At 32.8% G+C, this 22,212-nt stretch carries 16 protein-coding genes and 2 pseudogenes; 5 read left to right on the top strand and 13 right to left on the bottom strand.

All coding sequences use genetic code 11. The annotated features are described in order from the left end of the window. Positions 1–4: 4 nt before the first annotated feature. Together QO200_RS05560 and QO200_RS05565 are read right to left on the bottom strand one after the other, a co-directional pair. Positions 5–673 carry a succinate dehydrogenase cytochrome b subunit gene (locus QO200_RS05560; RefSeq protein ID WP_371537438.1) on the bottom strand — a complete coding sequence of 223 codons (669 nt, stop codon included), beginning with the start codon at positions 671–673 and terminating at the stop codon, positions 5–7. Between the two features lie 338 nt (positions 674–1,011). Beyond that, complete coding sequence (locus QO200_RS05565; protein WP_371537440.1) at positions 1,012–2,493, bottom strand: helix-turn-helix domain-containing protein; 1,482 nt, start codon at positions 2,491–2,493, stop codon at positions 1,012–1,014. Positions 2,494–2,966: 473 nt separating this feature from the next. On the opposite strand from QO200_RS05565, the gene QO200_RS05570 reads away from it, so the two are divergent. From QO200_RS05570 to QO200_RS05580, 3 genes are all read left to right on the top strand, one after another. Continuing rightward, positions 2,967–4,259: an aminopeptidase P family protein gene (locus tag QO200_RS05570; protein WP_371537444.1), complete on the top strand. Its 1,293-nt coding sequence runs from the start codon at positions 2,967–2,969 to the stop codon at positions 4,257–4,259. Positions 4,260–4,783: 524 nt separating this feature from the next. Continuing rightward, positions 4,784–5,584, top strand: a complete 801-nt coding sequence (locus tag QO200_RS05575; protein WP_371537447.1) for a TIGR00266 family protein — start codon at positions 4,784–4,786, stop codon at positions 5,582–5,584. A gap of 370 nt (positions 5,585–5,954) precedes the next feature. Next, a complete protein-coding gene (locus QO200_RS05580; protein ID WP_371537450.1) occupies positions 5,955–6,737 on the top strand; it encodes an alpha/beta fold hydrolase in 783 nt (260 codons plus the stop codon). Here QO200_RS05580 and QO200_RS05585 read toward each other — a convergent pair. Together QO200_RS05585 and QO200_RS05590 are read right to left on the bottom strand one after the other, a co-directional pair. Then, positions 6,734–7,405, bottom strand: a complete 672-nt coding sequence (locus QO200_RS05585) for an ATP-binding cassette domain-containing protein (protein ID WP_371537452.1) — start codon at positions 7,403–7,405, stop codon at positions 6,734–6,736. The two genes, QO200_RS05580 and QO200_RS05585, sit on opposite strands and share 4 nt — an antisense overlap. A 452-nt stretch (positions 7,406–7,857) precedes the next feature. Continuing rightward, a pseudogene (locus QO200_RS05590) lies at positions 7,858–8,742 on the bottom strand (RecB family exonuclease); the annotation flags it as partial. A 178-nt stretch (positions 8,743–8,920) separates the two neighbouring features. Here QO200_RS05590 and QO200_RS05595 point away from each other — a divergent pair. Then, positions 8,921–9,283 (top strand): annotated as a pseudogene (locus QO200_RS05595) (bacteriorhodopsin); the annotation flags it as partial. Positions 9,284–9,309: 26 nt separating this feature from the next. On the opposite strand, the gene QO200_RS05600 reads toward QO200_RS05595, so the two are convergent. The 8 genes from QO200_RS05600 to QO200_RS05635 form a co-directional block, all read right to left on the bottom strand. Further along, positions 9,310–10,314: a polysaccharide deacetylase family protein gene (locus tag QO200_RS05600; RefSeq protein WP_371537455.1), complete on the bottom strand. Its 1,005-nt coding sequence runs from the start codon at positions 10,312–10,314 to the stop codon at positions 9,310–9,312. Positions 10,315–10,321: 7 nt separating this feature from the next. Then, positions 10,322–11,959 (bottom strand): glycosyltransferase, encoded by a 1,638-nt coding sequence (locus QO200_RS05605; RefSeq protein WP_371537457.1) that lies wholly within the window; start codon positions 11,957–11,959, stop codon positions 10,322–10,324. Positions 11,960–11,975: 16 nt separating this feature from the next. Then, positions 11,976–13,232, bottom strand: coding sequence for a glycosyltransferase family 2 protein (locus QO200_RS05610; protein WP_371537458.1), 1,257 nt, complete (start codon positions 13,230–13,232; stop codon positions 11,976–11,978). Then, complete coding sequence (locus QO200_RS05615; RefSeq protein ID WP_371537460.1) at positions 13,225–14,250, bottom strand: glycosyltransferase family 2 protein; 1,026 nt, start codon at positions 14,248–14,250, stop codon at positions 13,225–13,227. Before QO200_RS05615 ends, QO200_RS05610 begins: the two co-directional genes overlap by 8 nt. A 26-nt stretch (positions 14,251–14,276) precedes the next feature. Further along, positions 14,277–15,179, bottom strand: coding sequence for a glycosyltransferase family 2 protein (locus QO200_RS05620; RefSeq protein WP_371537463.1), 903 nt, complete (start codon positions 15,177–15,179; stop codon positions 14,277–14,279). 79 nt (positions 15,180–15,258) lie between these two features. Beyond that, complete coding sequence (locus QO200_RS05625) at positions 15,259–16,530, bottom strand: ABC transporter ATP-binding protein (protein ID WP_371537465.1); 1,272 nt, start codon at positions 16,528–16,530, stop codon at positions 15,259–15,261. Between the two features lie 5 nt (positions 16,531–16,535). Continuing rightward, positions 16,536–17,402, bottom strand: a complete 867-nt coding sequence (locus QO200_RS05630; protein ID WP_371537468.1) for an ABC transporter permease — start codon at positions 17,400–17,402, stop codon at positions 16,536–16,538. Between the two features lie 2 nt (positions 17,403–17,404). Continuing rightward, positions 17,405–18,448, bottom strand: a complete 1,044-nt coding sequence (locus QO200_RS05635) for a glycosyltransferase family 2 protein (RefSeq protein WP_371537470.1) — start codon at positions 18,446–18,448, stop codon at positions 17,405–17,407. Positions 18,449–18,852: 404 nt separating this feature from the next. On the opposite strand from QO200_RS05635, the gene QO200_RS05640 reads away from it, so the two are divergent. Then, positions 18,853–19,251, top strand: coding sequence for a hypothetical protein (locus tag QO200_RS05640; protein ID WP_371537472.1), 399 nt, complete (start codon positions 18,853–18,855; stop codon positions 19,249–19,251). Between the two features lie 162 nt (positions 19,252–19,413). On the opposite strand, the gene QO200_RS05645 is transcribed toward QO200_RS05640, so the two are convergent. Further along, positions 19,414–22,176, bottom strand: coding sequence for a PD-(D/E)XK nuclease family protein (locus QO200_RS05645; protein ID WP_371537474.1), 2,763 nt, complete (start codon positions 22,174–22,176; stop codon positions 19,414–19,416). Between the last annotated feature and the right edge of the window lie 36 nt (positions 22,177–22,212).

Below are 22,212 nucleotides of genomic sequence, written 5' to 3' on the forward strand. Positions count from 1 at the left end.
AATATTAATGTTGAATGAAATAATGAAATAATGCAATAAAAATGAATCCGAAAGGAACAACGAAAGCAAATGCTAATCCGAAATTTTTTAATCCTTTAGAATATTTATTATTGAAACCAACCGATTGGAAAGAAGAACTAAATCCGTGTTTCAAGTGTAAAGACAACAATACAAATGACAAGCAGTACAATGCAGTACGAACTGGACTTTCAAATTTCTCCGCTAATTCGTGGTAATATCTTGTAGCTTCCAAAGGATTTACTTCAACATATTTGTAGACCATTTCTGGCACCCAGAAGTCATAAAAGTGTAGACCTAAAAAAGCCAAGATAACTAATCCTGAATAAATCATGTTTCTAGATGCCCAAGAAGAATTTGCACCACCGTTGTTTTTTACATAAGCAATTGGTCTTGCGCTTCTATTTTTAATTTCTAAAACAAAACCCATAATAAAGTGAAAAACCACCCCGACGATTAAAATTGGTTGGATGACAAACTGAACTAAAGCGTTGTTACCCATAAAATGTGATAGTGAATTAAAAGTGTCAGGACTAAAAACCGAAGTCATATTAATAAAAAAATGCTGTGCTAAGAACAGCATTAAAAAAATTCCTGAAAGCGCCATAGCCACTTTTTTTGCTATCGACGACTTCAATAATGCAGATTGTGCCATAAGATTTAATAATTTGTTTTAAGAATAACACAAAAATAGAGCAAATTGGCCTCAACTACAACCTTTTCGTTCTTATTTATAATGATTTTAAAGTGTCTTTTTCCTATAGATTATACCTTGAAAACAAACCATTAAAGACTATGATACAACTAGTTAACAAAACTATTGTTTCTGTTAAATTATTTTGCAAATATCAGAATATAACAAAAATATAATTATTATACCTTTTAGTTAATTACTCACACTCTAATTTACCCAAAACCAAAACTTATTTGATCATCTATAATCGAAATAATAGCTACTAAAAACTGGATATAAACTACCTTCTCAAGACGCAATCAACTAAATTTAGCCATGTATTTTTGAACAATCAAATCTGTATTTTCATTCCGAGTTTTGAGCTCTAATTGAGTGGGAGCCGAAGCCCTTACTTCACAGTTTTTCACAGCACAGGTTTCACAAGTTACTCCGACGACTTGTTTTTTGATAGACTTATTGTCCATAAATTTGATTTTTTTCTTCATACTTGCCGTAATCAAAATACCCACCGATATACTTCTTAAACAGTCCTTTTTAAAAGGATCTTCCGTTGCAGATGAGAAAACAAAAAACTCATTTCCACTGTTTTCATAACGCGAAATTTGTGCGTCAAAATAGTGACTACTATTCTGTACTATTGCTTGTTCGATCGTTTTTACAGAAATCCACCTGCGACAATAATGCTCATTCATTTCATTAGCGTGCGGCTCCTGCTGATTAGTGATATGCAGCTCTTTTTTAATCTGATACGTATTTGCTCCTCTTTTATGAGACAATCGAAGGAAAAATATGTTTTTTAACTGGAAATCTTTTGGTAAAATATTAGTTAATCGCTGGTAAAATGATTCTGGAGACACATTAAATTTGCCCATCAACTCAATCATTTCCTGCGGCTTAGGATCTGTCTTAGCTAAGAACAAATTCAACTCATTTACCAATTGTTTTCTAGGTATCAACAAAGCTCCGGCAAAGTAGGACGCATAGAAATTATTAAGAACCTCGTCAAAATTCTTGAATTTAATCCAACTGAACGTAAACAACCTTTCTGTTATTTCTAAATAATTATAAGCAATCTCTTTAGCCAAAATAAACGCCTTTTGCTGTTCATCGATATCTAATGAAAGCAAAAACGTTTTACTTTTTGGAACATATATAGATCGTAAATCCCCCAATTCCTCTTGTTCTGAAAAGACAATTTCTTGAATCGTATAGCCATACTCTTCAGTCAATACTGCAGTCAGATCTTCTATAGCTATTTTATTATCTATATTTATTTGAAATGCTTTGGAGAAGTCCAACACTTTTTGTTCTAAATCCTCAAAATAATTATTATGCGCTTCTTGATAGGAACGCAAAGCGGCCAAGAAGAAACTTTCGCGCGTTAAATTATAGTGCTGTGCAATCTCAATAATCGTACTAATAAACGCATTTACTTTTGCTGGAGCATTTGCAATGATATCAATAAGGTCATTTTCTTGGATTCCGAAAATATCTAGCGGGATTTCTTTTAGAATCCCAGACTTCAATATTTCGCCGATGGGAGCCAGATTATTATCCAGTTTCAAAGAGACCATATTATCATACGAAACATCTAGTTTTTCTGATAAAAGAATAATCTTATCAGTCTTTGGGTATTTTTTACCTTTTTCAATTTCGTTCAAATACGACTTTGAAAGATCGGTGATTTTGGCCAAGCCAAATAACGACAAATTCTTATTCGTACGGGCTTGTTTGAGTTTCAACCCAAAAATTAACTTTATATATTCTTTTTCTACAACCATATTGAGATACTATTTATCTTCGCAAAGAAGCCATTAATTCAAAAAAAATTATCTAAAACCACATCACTATTACCTTAAGCGACTTTCATTTTTTTCAAAGATACGCTAAAAAACAAAAACGACTTAAAAAAGGCTTTTTCATCTTTCTCGAACGTTCGCTTGTTTTAAACAAAATAGTATCATGCCATTGTACTGTAAAAGGGCGATAAATACACTTAATCATTAATGTTTACCACAAACATCCTATTTTACCACCTGAACATAATCTATAACCCAAATTAAAGACGCTACAGAAGCAACAAAGTTCTAAATAAAATTATTCTTTATTAAACCCATAACACATTACTTTAAAAAGTATAATTTTTAGCCAATCTGTTTTTGTGTTGTTTTTTCCATAAAATTATTGAATTCATAACCAGAAACAATTTAATCTTAGTATTTTTGAGTAATTATAAAGATTAAATAGAAAGAACATGAAATACCATCAAATTGACCGTGACTTATTTATAAAAAACCGCTCCAAATTTATGGCTCAAATGAAGCCTAATAGCGTTGCCGTTTTTAACTCTAATGATATTTACCCAATAAGTGCTGACAGCACCATGCCATTTGCACAACACCGCGACATCTTTTATTTAAGCGGCGTGGATCAGGAAGAAAGCATCTTACTATTATTTCCAGACGCCCCTTACGAGCATCAAAGAGAAATGTTATTCTTAAAAGAAACTAACGACCATATCGCTGTTTGGGAAGGTGAAAAACTGACTAAAGAACGTGCAACAGCAGTTTCAGGAATAAAAACGGTGTATTGGCTACAAGAATTCGAAAAAATATTGTTCGAATTAATGACACATTCAGATACGATTTACATCAATACTAATGAGCATTACAGAGCAACTGTAGAAACAGAAACACGTGAAGCCCGTTTTGTAAAATGGTGGAAAGATAAATATCCCGCACATGCGGTTGCAAAAAGCAACCCGATTTTACAACGCATTCGTTCCGTAAAAGAAAGTGAAGAAATTGACTTGATTCAACAAGCTTGTAACATCACCGAAAAAGGATTCCGAAGAGTGCTGTCTTTCGTGAAACCAAATGTAATGGAATACGAAATCGAAGCTGAATTTATTCATGAATTCGTTCGCAATCGCTCCAAAGGTTTTGCTTACACGCCAATTATTGGTTCAGGTAACAATGCTAATGTATTGCATTACATTGAAAACAACCAACAATGTAAAGCCGGTGATTTAATCTTAATTGATGCTGGCGCAGAATACGCAAATTACTCCAGTGACATGACCCGAACCATTCCGGTTTCAGGAAAATACAACGACCGACAAAAAGCAGTTTACAACGCCGTTTTACGCGTTAAAAATGAAGCGACTAAAATGCTGCTTCCAGGAACTCTCTGGAAACAATACCATCTTGAAGTGGGTAAATTAATGACTTCTGAATTACTTGGCCTAGGACTTATTGACAAAGCCGATGTACAAAACGAAAACCCAGATTGGCCAGCTTACAAAAAATATTTCATGCATGGGACATCGCACCACATGGGACTAGACACACATGATTACGGAATCCTAACCGAACCAATGCAAGCCAATATGGTTTTCACAGTAGAGCCAGGGATTTATATCCCTGCCGAAGGTTTCGGAATCCGTCTTGAGGATGATGTCGTGATTCAAGAAACGGGAGAACCGTTTAACCTGATGCGTAACATTCCTATTGAAGTGGATGAAATTGAGAGTTTGATGAACAACTAAAATTCGTTTCAAGTTTCAAGTTTCAAGTTTAAAGCAAACAGTCTAGAGCAATCTAGGCTGTTTTTTTTATGCCAAAACTAGCTTAACTAAATCAACAATTAAACGATTAAACGATTCTTTGGGCACATCCCCGCTTCCGTAAACTCCAGCGCGGTCGGGCTATTCACTACAAGTCCTCGTCCCGAAAAATCGGGACTGTGGGCTTTCCGCTACTATCCCTTGCGCACATAGAACAACGTTAATTCTTCCAAAACAACATTCCCAAAACAATCCTAATTCTGTAACTTTATAATTCCATTTACGTCTTATAAAAAGAGTTGCATTGATAGTAGTATTGAACAAGTTTTAAAATTACTGAATACCCCCATTAAAAAGTAGCAAGCTAAACGCAAGACTCACAAAACAATGTGTTTTAACAAAAAGTAAAATGACTTTTTAGTCTCATAAAAACTACGATTCTGTGTGGCAAAAAAAAACGACCCAATTAAAAAAATCATCTTTTAAAAATCAATAAAATCAAAATTATGACAGCACACGAAATAGATTACCAGATATTTGGCGAAGAAATGCAATATGTAGAGATCGAACTAGATCCGCAAGAAATCGTCATTGCTGAGGCAGGAAGTTTTATGATGATGGACAACAACATCCAGATGGAAACCATTTTTGGAGATGGCTCAGAACAAAAATCAGGAATCTTTGGCCAACTTTTAAATGCTGGAAAAAGAGTTCTTACTGGGGAAAGCTTATTTATGACCGCTTTTATTAATCAAGCCAGTTCGAAAGGAAAAGTATCTTTTGCCTCGCCCTATCCTGGAAAAATCCTCCCTATCGATTTAACTGAATTCCAAGGGAAGTTCATCTGCCAAAAAAGCTCCTTTCTTTGCGCTGCCAAAGGTGTATCTGTTGGCATTGAATTCTCTAAAAAATTAGGCCGCGGATTCTTTGGCGGTGAAGGTTTCATCATGCAAAAAATTGAAGGAGACGGAATGGCATTTGTACATTCAGGAGGAACATTAGCCAAAAAAGAACTAAGAGCAGGCGAAGTCCTAAAAGTAGACACGGGCTGCATTGTAGGATTCACAAAAGAGGTTGATTATGATATCGAATTCATCGGCGGAATCAAGAATTCCATTTTTGGAGGAGAAGGTTTGTTCTATGCAACCCTTCGTGGTCCTGGAACCGTGTATGTACAATCTTTACCTTTCAGCCGCCTAGCCGATCGAATCATTGCATCAGCACCAAAAGCAGGTGGAAATAGCCGCGAAGAAGGCAGTGTATTAGGAGGTTTAGGGAATTTATTGGATGGCGATAATCGATTCTAACAAACAAACCTTTTACACATACTTGTCATCCCGACGAAGGAGGACCCGAGGCGCAGCCGAATAGGCGAAGCAATCTCACTAGTTTTTCAGATTGTATGATTTCTCCTGCCTCGAAATGACAAAATAACGACAGCTCCCGGATATGGGAGCTGTCGTTATTTTAGAAACCATCCAAGCTTATATCAAAAAACTCATATGACTTATATGTTTTAAAAATCATACCCGTACTATCCTAAAAAATTACATGACTTATATGTTTAAAAAAGTCTCCACCTCCAACTATCCTAAAAACTTATATCAACTTATATTACTTATATGTTTAAAAAAAAAAATCCTTAATTTTGCATTTGCTAAAAACTGAAACAAAAAAGTGAATCACATACAATTTAAAAATACAAGCATTGCCTACACGGACACAGGTAAAGGAACTGCAATAGTTTTACTCCACGGTTTTCTCGAAAACCAAAAAATGTGGGACAACTATATTGTACCTTTTTCTAAAAAAAACCGCGTCATCACCATCGACTTACTAGGTCATGGCGAAACGGAATGTTTGGGCTATGTTCACTCCATGGAAGACAATGCTGATGCGGTTCACGCCGTACTAGCTGAATTGCGCATCCGTAAAGCGATTTTCGTTGGCCATTCTATGGGTGGTTATGTAGCACTAGCTTTCGCCGAATTATACCCTGAAAATGTAAAAGGAGTGGTTTTATTGAATTCAACGGCAAGAGCAGATAGCGAAGAAAGAAAACTAAACCGCGATCGAGCTATTAGAGCTGTAAAACAAAGTTATATTGGTTTTGTTAGTTTGGCCGTAGCCAATTTATTCAGCGAAAACAACCGAGAAAGACTGGCGGCAGAAATTGAGTACACAAAAAAAGAAGCTTTAAAAACACCACTGCAAGCAATTGTAGCTTCACTCGAAGGAATGAAAATCAGAAATGATCGTGAAGTATTACTGCATTTAACGAATTTCCCAAAATTACTAGTTCTTGGAGAAAAAGATCCCATTTTACCATTCGAAGAAACAAAAGAACAAATTGAAAATACCGAAGTAGAGTTAGTCACTTTCCCTGATGGTCATATGTCTTATATAGAGAATCAAGAAGAATTGACAAAAGTCTTATTACATTTTTTTAAGAAGATCTAAAAAGTTCCTGTTCTTAAATATCCTTTTTCAATCAATTCGTTTTTATTAGTTAAATGGTGTGCATTTCCTTCTTTAATCAATATTAACTTAGTAGAAATAGCAATCACATTTTCATAATTATGATCTGTAATAATGATCCCTTTTTGTTTTGAATTTTCTTTTATTAACTCATTTACTTTTTCAATCATCAATGGAGAAAGACCATTATATGGTTCATCTAAAAGAACAAACAGAGAAGCATTGCAGAGAATCAATTTAATTTCCAGATAACGTAATTCTCCGCCCGATAAATGACTAATTCTTTTACCTATTAAAGATTGAATTATTTCGTCATTAGAAAACTCATCTCTTTCACTTTCACCTATTGTAAGTGAAATTGCTTTGGCAACAGTAAAATGATTTGGAATAAAATTATCTTGGGAGAGATAACTAACTTCTTTAAACAAATCACTGGTTTTACTTTTTACCACACCATCAACTCCGACAAACTTAAAATCAGCATTCTCCGTTCCGAAGATAATTTTCAATAAGGTCGATTTTCCAGAACCGTTTCTGCCCAATAATCCGATGACATCGCCAGTCTCACATTTTAAATACACATCAGAAAGAATGGATTTATTGTCAAAATTCTTCTGAACGCTATCTACTTCTAGTACATGCTTTTTCAAAATAGTTTACTGACAATATTAAAAGCGAGACTTAGAAAAACAAGTGCTACAAAGTTAAAACACCATGCATACGACCAAAGTTCTGTTTTGGAAATATTGTTGTTGTAATAGAATAAATATTCGTTTTTTGAATTCACTTCTTTAACCAATAAGCTAAATCCAAAACCAATAGTTAAAAAAGCGTATTTGAAAGTGAAAAAACCTAAAAAAAGAATAGGCAACACACACACTGCAAAGTTAATTACTAAGGTACTTTTGAAAAATTCAAATATATTAAGCACTTTTTTGATCGTTTTCCTTTTTAGTAAAGAAAATAAATTCTCTGTTAAACCTTTTCACAATTTATTCAGCAATTTAGTCTGATGATCAAATGTAAAATATTAAAATCAAAAAGAACTAATAACTTTGCGCTCTTTGCAAAAATTCCTCTGCGTACTTTGCGGATAAAAATTTTATACTTTCTCTTCAAACGGAACACTAACATCCAAAATCTCATTTAAAAGCAAAACAATTTGCTCGAGATAATTAGTCATTACCTCCTCATTAATAATCATGTTTGCTTCTTTCTCTTCTTTAAAATTAAAGGGCAAGAACCCCGATTTTAAGTTTTTGAAAGAAATAATTCCAGCTTCAATGGGCTTTGATTTTGCGTTTTCTTCGTACATGAAAGCATAAGCCAAAACCTGAATAATTTTATCATTCTTGATCTCTTCTATCAGTCCTTTCCAGGTTTTCAAAGTCACACTTGCTTTCTCTACCTTACCCGTTTTATAATCGATAATTCGGATGGTTCCGTTGCGTTCTTCGATTCTATCGACATTTCCTTTTATCAATACCGGAAACGGTAAAGTTGGGTGATTTAAAACACGTTCAAATGTTTGCTCTAATGCAATAATTTTGATTGCATCGCCTCCTTTTATACTTTCTAACTCTACCTTTAAGAAGTTTGATACATTTCGTTTGGCTACTTCAAACGCCAATAAATTACGACCTTTCTTAATTTCGCCTTCTTTATACACCACTTTGAACTGTTTGAGAACTTCATCATCGATTTGCTTAAAGCAGTTCTGAATGTCGGATTCTGAAATAAATCTTTCAACAAATGGGTCATACAGAGATTTCAAGGTCTCATGAATAATCGTTCCCAAAGTGTTCAACGCGATATTCTCTTCTACCTCTTCCACTTCCCTGATTCGTAATATCTTTTGAAAATAAAATTGAATTGGATTGCGAATATAACTTGGGAATGCGGAAGGAGAAAAACCTTTTTCGGCAATTTCCTTTAATCTACTCATCACCGATTCCGATTTTGGAATCACAATCGGTTGGTAAGCCGTTTTATGGTAATAATCGTAAATGGCCGTTTGAATATAGGTTTTTAAATCTTCGGGCGTATCAATTTTACTAGGCGATTAGTGCACCAAATAGGTTGTTTGGCAATTTCTAATAAGTGTTTATAGTTGCTAATTCCTAAAAGTGAAAGCTTTACACGTTGGTTTTCTAGCGTTGAATCAATTGGATAAAAAATGGAGGACTTCTGTTTTAGTCTCAGGACTAATAACATTTATTGCTGCACTTCATTATTTCTACATGAGAGATTATTGGGCTGCTAATATGGAATCACCTACATTTTTTAGATATGTAGATTGGATTTTAACAGTGCCATTAATGTGTGTAGAGTTTTATCTTATTCTAAAAGTTGCTATTGCTAAATCCTCCTTAATGTGGCGATTAATCGGATTATCAGTGGTGATGTTGGTAAATGGTTACTTTGGTGAAGCCTTATTTACAGACCAAGCAGCGTTATGGGGACCAATTTCAAGTGCTGCTTATTTTGTAATAGTTTATGATATTTGGTTGGGAAGTGCCAAAAAGTTACGATACAAAACATTTAATTTAGGTATTTATAGCATTTTAATAATTTTATTTTTGAGCACTAATTCATCAGAATTAACCACCCAAAGACGGCCTAAGGTAAGTGGCGAAGAACTTCTTGTAATTATATGCTCTTCGGTAGTAAAACCTAAAGTAACCCCATTTTGCCTAGCAGCTATAAGAGTTTCATTATTATAGTCGCCATGAGGATATGCTATAGTATTAATATCAGAATGGTTAATATTTGAGAGATATTGTTTAGATCCATAAATTTCATCTAACTGAAATTCAAATGAATGGTTTGCCAAGGCAGGATGTGTTTTAGTGTGTATTCCTAAACTGAATAATTTATTATTTGACAAATCTTCTAAATGTTTGGAACTCATTAGTAAATTTTCAACCGATTTATTTGAAGTAAAATCGCTCCATTTTTTTATATAATTCAAGGCAGTAACTATTTTTTCATAGGGTAGTGGTTTTAAAAGTTCAGATATATTAAGGTATAATTTGCAACGATTTGTTGGTGGTTCTAATTGGTAATTCCATGATTCATGCTTTTTTTGAATTCCATCGGTTAATTTTTCTATTTCAAACTCAAAATGATGAATAGTATCATTGATGTTCATTGTAAGTTTTCCAGGTAAAATTCTAGAATAAAGGATGATGCTTTCTAATTCATCCCACCAAAATAATTCTTGTTTGTCTATAAAATGCGAGGGCACAAAGAAAGTTGCTGGACAATTATATTTTTCTAATATAGGCTTAGCATATAAGAAATTATCATAGTAGGCATCATCAAATGTTACATAAACACTATTATCCTCAATTTTACCTTGACCTAATTGTCTCTCTAAGTCGGTAAGTGATAAAACTTTGAAGTTTTTGGTAATCATTTTGATATGTTCTTCAAAATTATTTGGACTAACAGCCATTTGCCAGGGATCTGTTTTAATATTACAAATCCTATGATACATTAAAACAATAGCTTTAGGTTCTGATTGACTAAAATATTTTTTTATCCGATTTAACATCATTCTATATTTATTTTATGGCCTTAACCGTTATGATTACTTGATAATGTGGGTCATGATGATCTATTTGTTCTTTTTTTAGTTCTGGCAAACCCATTCCGTATAAAAAAGCACTTGCAACAAGTACATTTCCATAAGTTTTGATGGTAATATTCTCTTCGGAAAAATGTTCTTGCATTATTCTCTGCATGGATGCATCGGTAAAAGACCACAACCAATATTTACTCCATTGATCTTGTGCAATATGACTGATTCCAGGAACTGTTAATAATAAAGTTCCACCAGGTTTTAAAACCCTATAACATGTTTCAATAGCTGCTTTATAATCGTAAATTAGATGTAGTGTTTGCGTTAGTATTATGCAATCAAAACTCTCTGATGGTAGGTGAGGTGCATTGCTTAAGTCTCCTATATATGTTGCTTGTTTATTAGATTCATCAATATGTAAAATATCACTTTGTGCAAGTTTATCACCGCCATATTTTAATGTGTATTCGTTATCACCTATCTCTAGCGCTCTTCCTTTAACTTTAAAGGAATTTTCATCTAGAAAATTTTCTATATAATACCGGTCTAATGGTCCTCCACGATCATAACCAAATTGAGTACTAAATGGAGTAGTTCTGTCTAAATCACCTAAATCTATTTTTTTAAAAAAAGAATTTCCTGAAGCAAAATTAGATATTTTTTGAAATGATCTAAACAGCTTTCCGGGAAGTACTTTTTTAGCTATGTTTTTAGTTTTATTAATTATTTTTGACATGAGATATTTTGTTTTTTTTATTTTGAAATTTAGATACAGTTTGGGAGCGTTAAGCTTCAAAGTCTTAACTTCTATCTCGTTAAATTTAGATTTTTTTGAGTGCAACTGATATTGTAGATGATCAAAAATTTTAAATGAATAGTAATTTCTCCAAATTGCTATTCCTCGTTTTTTTGATTCTTTTTCTTCACAAGTTTTAAGATGCTTTTCATTATTAGATAAAACCATCAATACATGCTTCAACATATTTGAGTAATTGGCAGACATATTGTTACCATGCATTCTGTAAACAGCAACTAATCCTGTATGATGAAAAACTGGATGCTTTCTTGTGATTTTAAGATATAAGTCATAATCTTCACAATATGGGAGCGATGTATCGAACATAAATTCGTCAAAAACCCAACGTTGATACATTACTGTTGCGTGCATTCCTATATAATTCCCTTCTAGTAGTCTACAATAATGATTCTCATTAATTTCTTCTCGAACAATTTGAGTATGATTATTATCCTCGTAAAAAACTAGATGAGCACCAGATACAAATGCAATTTTTTGGTCCAACAATAAAAAATCTAAATTTAACTTAATACCGTTTTCAAATAACCAGTCATCAGCATCTAAAAAAACCAAATATTCACCTATTGCTTGTTTTATGCCAGTATTTCTTGCAGCAGATAATCCAGAATTTGATTGATAAACATATTTAACTTTAGGATATTCAAAACAAACAGCTTTTGTATCATCAACAGAGCCGTCGTCAACTACTATAACTTCAACAAATGGATATGTTTGTGAATAAACACTTTGTATAGATTGTGCTAAATATCTTCCATGATTATAGCAAGGAATGATTACGGAAACCATCGGATTTATTATATTCACGGGTTTAACCATATTGTTATAAAGTTAACCTAGGTTTGTTTTTGTTTTTATTATAAAATCTTATGCCAGAAATTAATCCTTTTATTTCGCTCCAAATTGTTTGATGGCGAAAATTATAATTTGGAAAGCCTACTACAATTAAAAAAAAGTAATAACGTGGTATATCAAAATACAAGTATTTTTTATATCCTATTTTTTTGTTTTGATGATGTTGTATTAAAACAGATGCAGAATGTCCGCGCATATAACCAAAAAGCTGTTTGTGTAGTTGTTTGATATCCTTTCTGTGTTCATGATATACATAGGCCCTTGGATTATAATGTATGTTCATATTGTTGGCCAGAATTCTAAACCAAATTTCAGAGTCGCCGCTACAACCAGCAGCGCCCACATCTAATCTATCATCAAAGTAATTAACTTTCTCAATGGCACTTTTCCTAAAAGCCATATTTGCGCCAGCACCAATATCCCAAACTTTAGGTGCAGTTACAGACTTAGAAATAAAATCATTGTTAAAATAAATATCTTGGGCCCCCTTGTTAAATCCCCAATTTTTTTCAAAGATTTGCTGACTTTCAGTCTCTAGAGAAGATGCTAATACCAGGCCTGTCATTGCATCTATGTTTTCTTGTAAAAAAGTTTCCCAGATGCGATAAGACCATAAGGAATCTACACTTACATCATCATCGGTGTAAGCCACTATAGGGTATTTTGCCATTCGTGCTCCAGTGTTTCTGGCAATATCTAATCCCGGACGTGGTTCTTTACAGTAAGTTACATTTTTATATAATTCTGAAACTAACTTTGTACGATTGTCTGAAGGAGCATTATCTACAACAATAATCTCGCGAGCTTTACAGATTTGATTGTTTAAACTATCAAGGCAATTTTTTAAACTTTCGCTACGATTCCGAGTACAAACTACAACAGAAATATCAACCTCTTTGGGTATTTCCATTACTAAATAAGGAGCTAGAATATTTTCAATTAGTGTTGCGAATTTTAGATTATCTAAGCTTTTATAGGCATCGATAATATTATTTATTTGCTCATCTTTGTCATTATAATTTCTTAGAGTGGGTATAATAGAGTCAAGTAATTTATTTGAAAAATCAGCATGATCCACTTCGTCAATGTATAAATTTCCAAGAGGTATCTTTAACCACCAAAAAACAAAATAATATTTTTTTCCTGATTCCAACTCAGGAATTGCTGAGAAATTATAAGTATCTAATTGAATATGACTAATTATATAAGGGACTGTTTCAGGCATAAATGTTAGTTTTTCTTAATATTTTCTTTAAACTTTTTCTGTACGATTCACTATGTACATAAAGCAATATAACAGCGACTCTGGATATTACATGTCTATCTATGTATAAACCCAAAATATTATAAATTTGATTGTAAACCATTTTTTTGTTCTTAATAATGAACCAGTTCGTTAAAGTTTCATCCAGCATCCAATAAACAAAATTCTTTTTAGCAACCTTAAGCATTTTCCGCTGATCTTCATTTGGTAGATAACAAATTATAGTCGTTATAACTTTTTCAAAATCTTTAATATTTTGCCCAGTTTGATAACTTTGCCAAGTAATAGAATTTTTATGCTCTCTATACTCAGCTAAGAACTCAGGTACATAAGCTGTGTCATAATCTTTGGCTATACGAGCCCACATTTCCCAATCCTCACCATAATGTGCCAAATAAAAACTGCCCAACTTTTCATAGACCTCTCGTTTTACAGTAATTGCAGCATATTGTAGACGTTGAAGTTCTGCTAATTTATATAACCAATTATCTAATATGCAAGGTTCGTTAGCTTCCAAAGTAGATTGACGAGAAAGTATTCCATTACTTTTAATGTGATCCCATGAAGTAAATGCGGCACCAGCTTCAGGAAATTTTTCGAAAACTTCTTTTATTGCAGAATAATATCCCTTTTTAACTCTATCATCTCCATGTAATAAATGAATATATTTTCCTCTAGATCTATTAATGCAGGTTTCAAAATTTCTAAGACTACCCACGTTTTGTTTTTGCCTAAAATAACTTACACGCCCTTTACCTATTTTGTTAACTAATTCTTCAACGTTACTATCTGTACTACAATCATCTACAACTTCTATTTGCATTAGTTCTATACCCATATCTTGTTGTAAAACGCTTTGTATGGTCTCTAATAAATATTGAGAACAATTATATGCAGGAATCATCACAGACCACAAAGGACGATGTAACCCATCTGTAATGGGAAGGATTTTTGGCGGTGATAGTGGTATTCGTTCCAATTTTTAATTTGTATGGTTTAGCTATGTTATTTTATAATTTTTTTCAATTTATTAATAACCCTATTTTTTAAATTAAAAAACATGGGAGAATTCAATTCTGTTAAAGCCTGTTTTACAATGAGATCAATTTGTGAGTTATGTATATTATTTTTATTCAAAAAGGATTTAAACCAATTAAGATAATGTTTTCTTACCTTATTGTAAAGTCCAGCGGTTTTAACTGTTTTTACAATAGAATTTGGATGTTGTCTATACATGTTATTGCATTCCGATGAAACGAAAACATCTTCTCTTAAATACATTTTACATAAAAATGCTTGATCTTCGTATAAAGCATATTCTTTTGTGAATGATTCCTCAAAATACCCTGACTTTTCTATGGCCATCTTTTTAACCATTATGGCCGATGGGCAAGGAGCAGCACCTGCTCCTAAAGGGTATAAATGAGTTGCTAGAAAAGGAGGTTTATAAATTTTATTGCCTTCGGCTCCAACGGTTATTAAAATATTTTCCTCTTTGCTATCATTCCAATCAGACCAATACATAGATGCTTCAAGCAATAACCCGATAGATGGATTTGCTTTAAAGATAGAAACCTGTTGAGATAATTTGCTAGGTAGCCATAAATCATCTGCATCAAGAAAAGCTATTAAATCACCTTTTGCTTTTTTTATTCCAGTATTTCTACTAGCACTTAAACCTTTATTAATATGATTGTTATGATCTAAATAGTGAATGTTTTCAATGAATCTTTTTTCAAAACTCAAAGCCATGGAAGTGCTTTGGTCTGTAGATCCATCATCAATTAAAATAAGTTCCCAATTTTGATAGTCTTGGTTAAGCACACTCATAATTGCCTCTTCTAAGAATTTTTCTTCGTTTAAAAAGCAAATAATAACTGAAACTAATGGGTCTGTATTGTTATTCATAATTTTCTATCTTTATAACTCAAATTGTATTAGTTCCTATTTTTCATTTCTTGTGTTTATAACATGATTCTATACCATATTAATGAATTTCAAATTGTTTTAGTTTAACCGGGAATTTTGGACGTACATACCCCATCCATTGCCCATACCAATTCATGTTTTCTCTAAAATCTTCAACTTCAAACGACAAACATTCTTCGTAATAATACAGTTGTTTTGAAGAATTTTCAACAAAAATTATTGATATATAGTAGGACCCATTATTAAGAAAATTACCTGGAATTTCGCATGTGCCCTCAACAATACCTTTTTTACAAAGAATTGGATCATCAGACACATCAAAAATACATTCTCCTGAAATTGTAAAAAGATGCACTCCCGCAGCGAGCATAATATCATTACACTCATTATAAAAACGAAACTTTATAGTTAACGAGGTTCTAATATCTATTACAGCATTAGTGTCTTTAAATTGGGTAATTAATTCTACATAAAGTACTCGAATAAAATCGTTACCTGGTGCTTCATTTATTGTTGAAAATTGCTTTATCCAGTTTTTATTATGTAGCGTATTTAAATAATCATTTATAACCAATTTGGTATTTCCACGAGACCGAATACTTCCTTTATCTAGCCATAAGGCTTTTGAGCAAAGGTTATTTACTGCCTGTAAATTATGGCTTACAAATATTACTGTTCGACCACTTTGACTAGAGGCATCATTCATTTTACCAAGGCATTTTTTTTGAAAATCAGCATCTCCAACAGCTAAAACTTCATCAATAATTAGAATGTCGGGCTCTAAATGTGCAGCAACTGCAAAAGCTAATCGTACATACATTCCCGATGAATATCTCTTTACAGGAGTATCAATAAATGCTGAAATTCCAGAAAAATCAACAATTTCATCAAATTTTTGTTGAATTTCTGCTTTTTTCATGCCTAGAATGTGACCACTTATAAAAATATTTTCTCTACCAGTGAGATCTGCATGAAATCCCGTTCCTACTTCAAGTAAACTACTTATTCGACCTCTACCTCGAACAATACCTTCGGTAGGTTTTATAATGCGAGATAATATTTTTAATAATGTAGATTTTCCCGCACCATTGTGGCCAATTATTCCAAGGGCTTCACCTTGTTTTAACTCAAAATCAATATTTTTAAGGGCCCAAACAAATTCATTGTTATCAATCTTTTCACCACCCATAATATATTGGTTGGGGTCTTGTTTATTGAATATTTTGCGATCCCACCAATGTTGCATATCACGACGTAATGATCCTGAACCTATGGTGCCTAGATGATACATTTTTGAAATATTTTCAGCCTGAATTATTATTTCTGACATAATTTTTATAATATATCGATTAATTTATCACTCATTTTATTAAAGAGCATTACCCCAAAGCAGACTACTACTATCATAAAAATAGTACTATACAAGAGCTGAAGGTTATCTACACTTCCCGTTCCTAAAAATGCATATCTAAAATATTCAAAAAGAGAGGATAGTGGATTTATCATAACCAGCCATTTTAATTTTTCTGGAACCATACTTAATGTAAAAAAAATAGGACATACAAACATAAGTAGTCTTATGATAAGGTTCATGAAAGACATAAGATCTCGATATTTTGCAGTTAAAACTGAAAAAATTAATCCTCCTCCAAAACCAATCCCAGTAGTAATAACAATTACAGGAAAAATTAGAAATGCCGGACCAAAATTAAAATCCACTTTACCTATAATGAGACAAAAAATATAGACAACAAAAAGCAAAAGTAAATTAACACTAAATAATTTTAATTGAAGCCACAGTGAAGAAATTGCAACTATAATTCTTGGGAAATATACTTTATTAAAGATATCAGCGTTTTGAGAAAATGCTTTTGAGGTCTGCAGAAATGTTTCTGAAAAAAGGCTCCACAATGTAATTCCAATAAGGTTAAATAAAAAGGGTGGCACGCTCCCCGTGGAAATACCAATAACATTGTTAAACACAAATACATAAACAAGTACAGTAAGCAGAGGTTGTAATAAAACCCAAAATGGACCCAAAAGCGTTTGTTGATATAGTCCTAAAAATTCTTTTCTTGTTAATTGCAATATTAAATCCTTATAGGAATAAAGTTCACTTAAGCTTATATTCCACCAAGATGTCTCGGGCTTAATTTCCCATTCCCAATTTAATAGTTCATGATCAATTTCTTTTTTACTCATTATCAAAAATTATTTAATTTTATCTTAGATGCATTCTTTTTAGTGCTGTACCATAAATTTTCAATTTGCTTATATCTTAAAATGTACATAGAATAAAATCGAACTATCAAAAAAAGCGTTTTATAATCCTTACTTAGACTCCAAGCTCCCCTAATTTGCCTAAATGCAGCATCTTTGTTATCAAGTAATAAACTATTAGCAACTTTAGCACAATATATTGCATAATATTCTAAGGATGCTTTTTTTATTTTGGATTGTTTATTAACTGGTATATAATTTTGTATGATGTTGATAACCTTTTTCATATCCAAAACATTTTGGCCAGTAATAAAACTGTTATGGCTTATTCCTATACCGTGACATACTCTATAAAAAGCTAGATATTTAGGTGAGTAAGCTATTGGAAATTTTGATGCTATTCTAGTCCACATTTCCCAATCTTCACCAAAATGAACGGCAAAAAAACTGCCTAAAGTCTCGTATGTAGTGCGCTTCACAACAATTGCTGGTGGTTGTATTAATTGTTGTACAGCAATCATATCAATAAAATTAAGTATCTCACCTGGAGAATCAAGAATTTTTTTGTTTTCAATGCCAACTAAATTATTCTTGCTATCAATATATTTAAAATTAGTAAAAGCAGCCCCAGCTTGTGGGAAATTGTGAAATAAAATTTCTATTTCATTATAGAACCCAAAATCTATTTTATCGTCCCCATGTAAAAGGTGTATATATTTTCCTTTGGAACGATTTATACACGTTTCAAAATTCCTTAAACTCCCAACATTTTTTTGTTGCCTGTAATATGTAACTCGACCTTTTCCAACCTCATTAACTAGTTTTTCAACGTCACCATCTGTACTGCAATCATCAACTACTTCGATTTGCATTAATTCGCTACTAGGAGCTTGTTGAAGAACGCTGTTCAATGTGATTTCAATGTAATTAAAACAATTGTAAACGGGTATCATTACTGACCATGAAATAAAGTCGTTACCATTGTAAGGTTTTATTTTCGGAGGGTTGTCAGGTGTTTTGTTTAACATTAAACAGTAGAGATTAGAATTAAACAATTTTAAATAGTTTAACTTTACAATCAAATATAAATAATATTATGTTTAAAATTAAACATTTTACTAATAAAGTGTAATTTATATATATATATATATATATATATATATCCTTAAATCTTTCGGAAATTGATGACACCATAAAAATGTATTTTTAAATTTAAAATAATTTAGATTATATGTAAGTGAGCGGCATCTATAATAACATCAAGGGAAACCAAACTCACACAACTTTTAAATATAAAGCACCCAATTATTTAAGCACCCATGTTTTTAGTATCGAATACCGCCATGGTAAAGGAAGGTATGAAAAGTGGTATTGCAGCTTGTATTCCTGCTTTGAATTACGCATCCGAAAAGCGGTTTTCGTCGGGCATTCCATGGGCGGTTATGTGGCTTTGGCTTTCGACGAATTGTATTCTGAAAATGTGAGAACTTTGGTTTTGATGAATTCAACTTCCAAAGCTGACAGCGAAGAACGAAAACACAATCGGGATCGCGCCATCAAAGCCGTGAAGAAAGATTACACTACTTTTATTCGACTTTCTATTGGCAATCTTTTTAGTCCAGACAATCGCCAACGATTAATAGACGAAATCGAAAAAGTGAAAATCGAAGCGTTGAAAACTCCCTTGCAAGGCGTTGTCGCTTCACTAGAAGGAATGAAAATCAGAAATGATCGTGAAGTATTACTGCATTTAACGGATTTCCTAAAATTACTAGTTCTTGGAGAAAAAGATCCCATTTTACCATTCGAAGAAACAAAAGAACAAATTTAAAACACATAAGTGCAGTTAGTTACGTTTCCTGAAGGTCATATGAGTCATATTGAAAATCAAGAAGCATTGACTAAAATATTATTACAGTTTTTTAAGAAGGTTTAATTAAATTACTTTGCGCTCTTTGCGAAAATTCCTCTGCGTACTTTGCGGATAAAAATTTCATACTTTCTCTTCAAACGGAACACTAACATCCAAAATCTCATTTAAAAGCAAAACAATTTGCTCGAGATAATTAGTCATTACCTCCTCATTAATAATCATGTTTGCTTCTTTCTCTTCTTTAAAATTAAAGGGCAAGAACCCCGATTTTAAGTTTTTGAAAGAAATAATTCCAGCTTCAATGGGCTTTGATTTTGCGTTTTCTTCGTACATGAAAGCATAAGCCAAAACCTGAATAATTTTATCATTCTTGATCTCTTCTATCAGTCCTTTCCAGGTTTTCAAAGTCACACTTGCTTTCTCTACCTTACCCGTTTTATAATCGATAATTCGGATGGTTCCGTTGCGTTCTTCGATTCTATCGACATTTCCTTTTATCAATACCGGAAACGGTAAAGTTGGGTGATTTAAAACACGTTCAAATGTTTGCTCTAATGCAATAATTTTGATTGCATCGCCTTCTTTTATACTTTCTAACTCTACCTTTAAGAAGTTTGATACATTTCGTTTAGCGACTTCAAACGCCAATAAATTACGACCTTTCTTAATTTCGCCTTCTTTATAAACCACTTTAAACTGTTTCAGAACCTCATCATCGATTTGCTTAAAGCAGTTTTGAATGTCGGATTCTGAAATAAATCTTCCAACAAATGGGTCATACAGAGATTTCAAGGTCTCATGAATAATCGTTCCCAAAGTGTTCAACGCGATATTCTCTTCCACCTCTTCCACTTCCCTGATTCGTAATATCTTTTGAAAATAAAATTGAATTGGATTGCGAATATAACTCGTCAACGCCGAGGGTGAAAAACCTTTTTCGGCAATTTCCTTTAATCTACTCATCACCGATTCCGATTTCTCAATAACCATTGGTGTATATGCTGTTTCCGGTAAGACGGCATTATAAATCTCATGCGTCAAAGTATGCTTTGGCTGTTTTTCGACTTCTAATTGAGTGATAAACCTACTTTTTTCACCAGCGTCTAGTCCATCACTTTCTGTATTATAAAGCAAATAGATATTTTTTGCACGTTGTAATAAATGATAAAAATGATAGGTATAAATAGCATCTTTCTCTTTAAATGTAGGTAAACCTAATTCTCGCTTCACATCATAGGGAATGAATGAATTCTGCGATTTTCCAGCAGGAAACTTCCCTTCATTCATCGAAGTCACAATAACGGTATCAAAATCAAGTACGCGACTTTCTAAAACACCCATAATTTGTAATCCATTAAGCGGCTCTCCTTCAAAAGAAACGGCAGCAAGATCAATCACTTGTTTGTATATGGCATAAAGCGTCTCTATCTTATCAATGTGTTGGTGTTGGGAGTAATAGTTAATCAACTTATTGATCACTTTAAAAATAGAAAAAACAAAAGCTTTTGTGATTTTTTCCTCTTCACTGTCATTGCTTAAATTATTTTTAATGGTAAGCAACAACTTGGACACGGTTTCCAAAACGACAATCGAACCGTTTTCCCATTTTTGGAACAACAGCAGAAATAAATCAGTAGGATTCGCATTCAATTCCATCAATTTATGATGGGTAATAAAAGTGTAATTATTTTTATTGATAAGATTAACTAATGGACCTGTTTGTGCATAAGGCTCGACCAACGGATGTGTTAAAATATCTAGTACATCTTTATAATAGATCACATAATTTTTAGCATTTCTGGCCAATGCATTGGTATGCATCTTGAACAACTTGGCGATCAAAATTTGGGCAGGATTATTTTTACTAGGATACCCCATTGTGATATTTAAAGCGCCAACAGTGCTGGGCAACGAATATAAAAGCGGCACTAAAAGGTTTTCTTCACCAAGAACTACAGCAACTTTATCTAATGTTGTATTGGGATTTTCTTTAATTATATTTACAATAATTCCTCCGGCAATTTTCGCCTGACCAATTGTCTTTGGAGTACCTATAACTTGAATGTTTTTTGTTTGCGAAAAATCATCTACAATCCATTCAAAAGGATCTGACTTGTACTCCTTCCATCCTTTTTTAAACCGCCTTACAAACAAGCCTGCGTCATGATAGGGATCGTTGAGAAAAGTTTGGTCAGCATCCCAGTATATTTTGGCCTTATCAGAAGCTATGAGGTGTTGGATGATTTTTTCTTCGGAGGCATTTAAAGCATTAAAACCTGCAAAAAGATACTTCTTATCAGTAATTGACTTCGAAAACTGATTCAGATTCCCTACCGCTTCCCGGTAAATTAATCCTTGGTAACCAATCCCTTTTTTAAGTAGATGTGCATATAATGTTTGGTAGTAATTAGGCAATAATTTCCAAAAGTCGATGTAATTTTCGAGCAGTTGTGTTTTATTTTCGACTTCGATTCCCCATTTCTTAATATCTTCAATGTCCTTTAAGTAAGACAAAACATAAGAAGGGTCTAACAGATAACGATCAATTTCATTAAAATCTTGCAAGAGCGTTTTAGCCCAATTTGCAAACAATTCAAATGACTGTTGGTTTGTTTTTTCAGTAACTGATAAATACACATCATAAAATTCAAATAACAATTCGATGGGATCCACAGTACGAATTCCGGCAATATCTTGGATAAAATCCTCGATACTAATTATTTCAGGAGAAAGTATGTTACCTTCGACTTGCTTTTTCAGGGCTTCAATAAGGAAAATCTTAGCTCTCTTATTTGGCAAAACCACTATTGTATTAGGTAGTTTATCCGAGTAATTTTCTATTAAAACTTGTGCAATTTTATCTAAAAAAGAAGTGTTTATCATTTCATAAAAATAAAAAAAACGCCCCGATAAATCGAG

The sequence above is a fragment of the Flavobacterium sp. Arc3 genome, assembly GCF_041431375.1.
GTDB lineage: Bacteria > Bacteroidota > Bacteroidia > Flavobacteriales > Flavobacteriaceae > Flavobacterium.